This window comes from Bariatricus sp. HCP28S3_A4, assembly GCF_052066395.1.
In the GTDB taxonomy this organism is placed as follows: Bacteria; Bacillota; Clostridia; order Lachnospirales; family Lachnospiraceae; genus Allocoprococcus.
Genome location: NZ_JBQHSE010000056.1, coordinates 1 through 7129 on the forward strand (window position 1 = coordinate 1; position 7129 = coordinate 7129).

The following is a 7129-nucleotide window of genomic DNA, read 5'->3' on the forward strand; positions in this document are numbered from 1 at the left end:
AAATGGTAGGATAGGAAAGAAATGGATGGAGAGATAAAACTTTGTATGTGGTTTTGAAGGTACATAAAAAGAGATAGCTGCAGACTTTGGTGACAAGGTTTGCAGTTTTTTCGTATATTATTATTTAAAATAAGGAAGGAGAGGAAAATGGGTTTTTTAAGTCAGTTTTTGAAATATAAAAGCATTTGTATTCAGTGCCATAACAATCCGGATCCAGATGCGCTGGCATCTGCTTTAGGTTTGTATACATTTTTTACTGACCATGGAATAGACACTAGAATTGTGTATGGCGGCAGACAAAGTATAAAAAAGAAAAATTTACTTTATATGATGGAAGTATGCGGGATTCTGGCAGAACATATTGTAGAACTTCCAAAGACAGAACTTCTGATGATGGTTGATGCGCAATATGGTCAGGGGAATGCTCAGATATTTGAGGCTTCAGAAATTGCAGCCGTAGATCACCATACACTTTATATGGAAAAAACAGATAAAACATTTATAGATAATACATATCAAAGCTGTTCGACGATAGTATGGGAATTGTTGAAAGAGGAAGGCTATTCTGTTAAAGATAACAGAAAATTACGCATTGCATTTCTTTATGGATTGTATACAGATACTTCTTCTTATGTAGATCTTTATAAAGAGAAGGATTGTGCTATGCGTTCGGAATTACGCGATGACTATCCGGAACTGGAACGTTTGAAAAAGTCGTGTATGACAGTTGGGGATTTAATGATTGCCGGTGATGCTTTGAATAATTGTTATTTTAATACAGAAAGAAGGTATCTGATCATTTCTGCTATGCACTGTGAACAATCTATTCTTGGAATCATTGGTGACATGGCGATTATGGTTGATGCCGCCAAAGTATCCGTTTCATTTACCGATGTGGACAATGGATATCAGATTTCGGTTCGAAGCTGTGACTGGGATTATCCGGCAAATATTGTAGCAGAAAAATTGTGTAAAAACATCGGTAATGGCGGCGGTCATAAAGATAAAGCCGGAGGAAATATTTCAAAAGAATTGATGAATGAGAAATATGGTCAACAGGAAATCACAGATGTGATTATACAGAGAATGAATGAGATCATGTAAGAAAATAATTTTATACACGGTTAAAGAATTAAGATGATAAAAGCATTGGAATATTTGGAACAGGAAAGGATAAAGTTAGAATGAGACAGGCATTATTTTTTGACATTGATGGAACCATTCTAAGCGAGATAACAAAAGAGATACCGCAAAGCACCTTCCGTGCATTATCAAAGGCGAAGGAAAATGGTCATTTGTTGTTTATAAATACCGGGCGAACAAGGTGCACACTTCCGATTAAGATTACAGAGATGCCTTTCGATGGCTTTTTGTGCGGCTGTGGCATTTTTCTTACATATGGAGATGAAATTTTTTATAAAAAGAATTTACCGTCAGCACGGGCAGACGCGATTGCAAAAATGGCGGGAGAGTGCCGGATCGATGGTGTGTTTGAAGGTGTTGAAGATGTTTATTTTTCAAAATTTGCATCAAGATTTGAAGATATAGAAGCTCTGAGAACAAAGATGAAGAAAAGGGGACTGGGGCAAAAACGTTATCTTGAAGAGGGTGGATGTGCATATGACAAGATGTATGTCATGACCGACAACAAAAGTGATAAAGAAAGCTTTTTTCATTTCATAGAAAGAGATTTGGATATAATTGACCGGGAGAATGGAGCATACGAGTGTGTACCGAAAGGCTGCTCGAAAGCAACAGCGATCCAGATGGTTCTGGATAAATTCCATTTGTCCAGAGAGCAGTCATATGTATTTGGGGACAGTGAAAATGATCTTGCAATGTTCCGGTATGCGGGGCATGCCATTGCAATGGAAAAACATAGTACGGCATTGGATCCCTATACAGAATTTGTCACGAAGGCTGTGGAAGAAGATGGGATTGACTATGCGATGAAGAAATTCAGATTGATATAGCAGTGTTAAGTGTAAAATGGAAAAACTGGAAAGAGGGGAACAAGGATGTTTCAGAAGAAGGTTGCGGTTATAACGGGCGGCGCGCATGGCATCGGAAAAGTGATTGCTGAAGAATTTCAAAAAGAAGGTGCGATTGTCCGGATCATCGATATTGCAGAAGGGAATCATTATGTCGGCGATATTGGTAAGAAAGAAGTTCTTGAAGATTTTGCCGATAAGGTCATAAAAGAAAATGGGCATATTGATTTCCTGATCAATAATGCGTTGCCATTGATGAAAGGAATCAATACATGTTCTTATGAAGAATTCGAATATGCGCTTGCTGTAGGAATTACGGCACCGTTTTATCTTACAAAATTATTTCAGCCTTATTTTGCAGACGGTGCTTCGATTATAAATATTTCATCTTCGCGGGACCGGATGAGTCAACCGCAGACTGAGAGCTATACGGCGGCAAAAGGGGGAATTGCTGCACTTACTCATGCACTGGCAGTCAGTATGGCAGGAAAAGTAAGAGTAAATTCCATCTCGCCTGGATGGATCGATACTGAATATACAGTATACGAAGGACCGGACGCATATCAACAGCCGGCCGGCAGAGTTGGAAATCCTAAGGATATCGCAAATATGGTTCTTTATCTGTGTTCGGATAAAGCAGGATTCATAACAGGGGAGAATATCTGCATTGACGGAGGTATGACGAGGCAGATGATTTATCATGGAGACTTTGGGTGGAAATTGGATAATTAAACTAGAGGTTCATTGTAATGCAATTAAAAAAACGTTATACTAAGGAAAAGACTTGGTATATGCCCATTATCAGGCAGCTTCGTATTTGAAGGAAAATCAGTGATTGAGAGAAAAAGAAAATTGTGCTACAATGAGCCTTATATAAAAACGACAGAACAATCTTAGGAGGCACAGAAAATGAAAGATCATATTTCAAGAGAAGATGCATTTGAGTTACTGAAAAAATACAACAAGGATTCATTTCATATACAGCATGCACTTACGGTAGAGGGAGTTATGAAGTGGTATGCCGATGAACTTGGATATGGAGAAGATGCCGAATACTGGGGAATTGTTGGGCTTCTGCATGATATTGATTTTGAGTTGTATCCGGATCAGCACTGTATCAAAGCACCGGAACTATTAAGAGAAGGCGGCGTGCAGGACGATATTATTCATGCAGTGTGCAGTCATGGGTATGGTATTACAGTTGACATAAAACCGGAGCATGAGATGGAAAAGGTTCTCTTTGCTGCGGATGAACTTACGGGATTGATCTGGGCGGCAGCATTGATGCGGCCGTCAAAGAGTGTGCAGGATATGGAAGTGAAATCGGTTAAGAAGAAATTCAAAAGTGCGAATTTTGCGGCAGGATGTTCCAGAGAAGTGATTCGGCAGGGAGCAGATATGCTGGGATGGGAGCTGGCGGATCTGATTGAGAAGACGATTCTGGCAATGCGTTCTTGCGAGACTTCTGTTGCAGAAGCTATGAATGCTTTGGAAGAATCAGAATCATAATATAAACGTTTGCGAAGAGGGGATAGATAAGCAGATGAAAAAAACGGATAAAAATGCCACGGATCAGATTGGTTATTATTTCCGGAAAGAAAAATGGCTTCTCCTGACTGTGACGATAACAGGTATTTTATATAATGTTGGAATGGTCGCAGGTCCCTGGTTCGAAGGACAGATGGTGCAGTATTTGTGTGATATCATCGGCGGCAAGAAAAGGCCGTCGGCAATGGTCAGCCTGGTGGTATGCTATGTGCTGACCATTTTTTTTGTACAGTTTATGCGATATCTTAAGCGGCTTTATGTTAGAAAATTTGCAAACAACATCAGCAAGAATATGAAAATGATATTATATCGGAATTTGTTGTATCAGAAGAACATAGAGAAGGAAGATGCGGGCATGATGATGACGAAGATCATCGCTGACGCGGATGCATGTGTGGAAGGAATGCGCAAATTTACGACGGAGATATTCGACACGGGAATCGTGATGATTGCATATTTTGTTATGCTGCTTTCCTATGACTGGAGACTTACGATCCTTTCCATGCTGTTTCCGCCGATTGCTTATATTCTCGCGGAACGACTAAAAGTAATTGTGACAAGAAATGTGCAACTCAGTAGAGAAAGCAGCGGGAGACTGAATGCCTCTACTCTGGAGCGAATCACCAATGCGCTGACATACCGAATCTATGGTCAGGAAAAGAATCGGAATGTAGAATATGAACTGTATCTTGAGGATTACGAAAAAAAGGCCGTTCGGGCGAATTTGTGGGAAAATGCGATGCAGCCGGTTTATCAGGTGATTTCGATGATTGGAACCGTGATGATCATATGGTTTGGAGGCAGAAATGTGCTCGGAACAGGATGGTTAGTCTGGAATATTGCTGCATTTTCTACTTTCTTTGCATGCTATAGGAAATTGGCTGTCAAATCCTCCAAGGCGGCAAAGCTATTTAATGCTGTACAGAAAGCACAGGTATCATGGAAACGTATTAAGCCATATTTGAAAGAGACTCAGGAAGAAAAATGCATAGAACATACGCAGGCCGCTCTGCTTGAAGTATCAGGGCTTACGTTTGCCTGGCCAGACCAAAATCCATTATTTACGAATGTTACTTTTAAAGGAAAGCCGGGACAGATTCTGGGAATTACAGGTGAAGTGGCATGTGGCAAATCAACACTTGGCAGAATCTTTACCGGAGAGCTGCCTTATGATGGAAAGATTGCTATGGGAAATATTTCGTTTGACGGAAAGGAAGGATACATAAGTGGAGTGGGGTATCTGGGACATCAGCCGGAGCTGTTTGACGGTACGATAGAAGAAAATATCTGTATGGGAAAGCCGGGAGATGTAGAAGAGGTGTTGCACGCGGTTTGTATGGATCGGGAAGTAGCGCTTTTGCCCGAGAAGACCCATACCCGGATCGGCAGCGGTGGCGTTCGGCTTTCAGGAGGACAGCAGGCCAGAATTGCACTTGCCCGAACCCTGTATCACAAAAAGCCACTTATGATTTTAGATGATCCGTTTTCGGCTGTGGATATGGAGACGGAAAAACAAATCTATGAAAATCTGCGTTTGTGGGGAAAAGATAGTATCATTCTGCTGATTTCACATCGTTTGGGACTGTTCCCTAAGTTTGATCAGGTGTTATGGCTTGAAAATGGAAAGGTTTATGTTGCCAGTCATGACAGACTTATGCAGGAAAAAGAACATTATCGTCTTCTGTACGAGGAACAGGAGAGAGGAGGCAATGCGTATGCAGAGTAAAAGGTCTGTGATGCATGTAATAAGCGAAACGATTTATAATAATAAATGGCTTAGTTTCACATTAGTATTGGCGATCGCAGGAACGATCGGAGCCGCGCTGCTTCCGCCGTTGGTTCTGGAACAGATTGTAAATCGTCTGGCAGAGCATGACAATGTGGGATTATCGATTGCTATAGGATATTTTTCTCTCATTGCTGTATTCGGCTTTCTGGAGGCTTTTAAAGAAAGTTTGATTACTGTCTTTGGACAGAGAGTAACACATAGGATCCGTTCTGCTATGAGTAAAAAACTTCTTCGTCTGCCGGCTTCTTATTATATCGAAAAAGAACCGGGAGTGACTGCTTCGCGTTTTGTAAATGATGTTAATACAGTGGAAAGCTTATTTACATCGGGAGTGATCAGCATGGCATCGGATGTATGTAAGCTTGTCAGTATCGTTCTGATCATATTTTCTAGAAGCAAAGGACTGGGGATCATACTTGTCATAGCAACTCCGTATTTATTCTGGATGACTCGTATTTTCCAAAAAAGAATGTTGAATGCACAGATGGAAAGCCGTGTGGCTGTAGGAAGAACAAATCAGTTGATACCGGAAACTATGAAAAACATGCGCACGATACGGGTTCTTCACCGACAAAAATTCATGCAGCAGCGCTATGGAGATACGATTGAACAGGGATTTCGCGCGCAGGAACGATCCAATTTTTATGATGCTATTTATTCGCCGATTATCGTTTCTATTAGTGCATTGATCATCGGGATTATGATGGGAGCTTCCGGACAGGCGGGGGCAATACGGGAGTTTTTCGGAATGTCTGCCGGTACAGCCGCAGCACTGATTGCCTATGTAGGGAATTTCTTTGATCCGCTTGAAAATATAGGCATGGAAATTCAGAATATACAATCAGCAGCTGCTGGGGTACGACGAATCAATGAATTTTTTGAAGAAAAAGAAGAAAGTTGCGTTTCGAAATGTGACAGTGAAAATGTAGATGAGAATAAAAAATCAGCTGTCAATTTTTCAGGAGTATGCTTCCGCTATGGTGCAGATCAGCAGGAAATTCTGCATGATTTCAATATGACGATTGAAGAAGGAGAAAATGTTATCCTTACAGGTCGTACCGGTGTAGGGAAAAGCACATTGGTTAAATTGATTTCAGGACTATATCGACCTGACAAAGGGCGAATTACGATATTTGGGATGGAACCATGTTCGATTCCGGAAGAAAAGAGGCGATATTGGTTTGGTTATGTTGAACAACAATTCAGGATGATTCCGGGAACAGTTGCCGATCAGATTTCCCTGAAAGATCCTGATGTTTCCGAAAGTCAGATTGAAAATGCACTTGAAACGGTTGGCATATTGGATACTGTGCGCAATCTTCCAGATAGGATGGAAACCCAGTGTGATGAAAAGTTGTTTTCACAAGGGCAGTTTCAGCTGTTGTCTATTGCGCGAGCAATTGTTTTGAATCCTAAAATTCTTCTTTTAGATGAAATTACGGCTAATCTGGATTCGGGAACGGAAGAACAGATTATGAATGCATTAAAAAACGTCTCCCATAATCGGACAGTGATTTCGATATCACATCGTTTGTATAATAAAAGCAGAGAAAGAGAAATAGTAATCGGATAGAAGAATTAATATATCTAAATATTCTGAATTGAATGAAAAATAAAAACAGTATTGACAATTTCAAAATGAAGTGGTAGCATATGACTCGTTGACCGGACAAAGCTCAGAAATTAGACTCCGGGCAGCGGGTCATAACTGATTTCCGAAAGGGCTGAGACAGAGGCCAGGGGGCGGCATGCAGAAGTCTGATAAGAAAAAAGTTGTTGACAAACGTCGAAAGATGTGATA

6 protein-coding genes are annotated in these 7129 nt (G+C 40.7%); all 6 read left to right on the forward strand.

Annotated features, from left to right (window positions below):
* Positions 1-147 precede the first annotated feature (147 nt).
* Complete coding sequence (locus ACTNBF_RS15915) at positions 148-1104, forward strand: DHH family phosphoesterase (protein WP_427820872.1); 957 nt, start codon at positions 148-150, stop codon at positions 1102-1104.
* An 80-nt stretch (positions 1105-1184) separates the two neighbouring features.
* Positions 1185-1973 (forward strand): HAD-IIB family hydrolase, encoded by a 789-nt coding sequence (locus ACTNBF_RS15920; protein WP_427820873.1) that lies wholly within the window; start codon positions 1185-1187, stop codon positions 1971-1973.
* Between the two features lie 45 nt (positions 1974-2018).
* Positions 2019-2723 carry an SDR family oxidoreductase gene (locus tag ACTNBF_RS15925; RefSeq protein ID WP_427820874.1) on the forward strand — a complete coding sequence of 235 codons (705 nt, stop codon included), beginning with the start codon at positions 2019-2021 and terminating at the stop codon, positions 2721-2723.
* 177 nt (positions 2724-2900) lie between these two features.
* Positions 2901-3500, forward strand: coding sequence for an HD domain-containing protein (locus ACTNBF_RS15930; protein ID WP_427820875.1), 600 nt, complete (start codon positions 2901-2903; stop codon positions 3498-3500).
* Positions 3501-3534: 34 nt separating this feature from the next.
* A complete protein-coding gene (locus ACTNBF_RS15935) occupies positions 3535-5265 on the forward strand; it encodes an ABC transporter ATP-binding protein (protein WP_441089655.1) in 1731 nt (576 codons plus the stop codon).
* Positions 5255-6901, forward strand: a complete 1647-nt coding sequence (locus ACTNBF_RS15940) for an ABC transporter ATP-binding protein (protein WP_441027192.1) — start codon at positions 5255-5257, stop codon at positions 6899-6901. The genes ACTNBF_RS15935 and ACTNBF_RS15940 overlap by 11 nt, the downstream gene beginning before the upstream one ends.
* Positions 6902-7129: the final 228 nt, after the last annotated feature.

Coding starts and splice junctions, on each gene's coding strand:
- ACTNBF_RS15930 (WP_427820875.1), top strand. CDS start 2,901: ATGAAAGATCATATTTCAAGAGAAGATGCATTTGAGTTACTGAAAAAA.
- ACTNBF_RS15935 (WP_441089655.1), top strand. CDS start 3,535: ATGAAAAAAACGGATAAAAATGCCACGGATCAGATTGGTTATTATTTC.
- ACTNBF_RS15920 (WP_427820873.1), top strand. CDS start 1,185: ATGAGACAGGCATTATTTTTTGACATTGATGGAACCATTCTAAGCGAG.
- ACTNBF_RS15915 (WP_427820872.1), top strand. CDS start 148: ATGGGTTTTTTAAGTCAGTTTTTGAAATATAAAAGCATTTGTATTCAG.
- ACTNBF_RS15925 (WP_427820874.1), top strand. CDS start 2,019: ATGTTTCAGAAGAAGGTTGCGGTTATAACGGGCGGCGCGCATGGCATC.
- ACTNBF_RS15940 (WP_441027192.1), top strand. CDS start 5,255: ATGCAGAGTAAAAGGTCTGTGATGCATGTAATAAGCGAAACGATTTAT.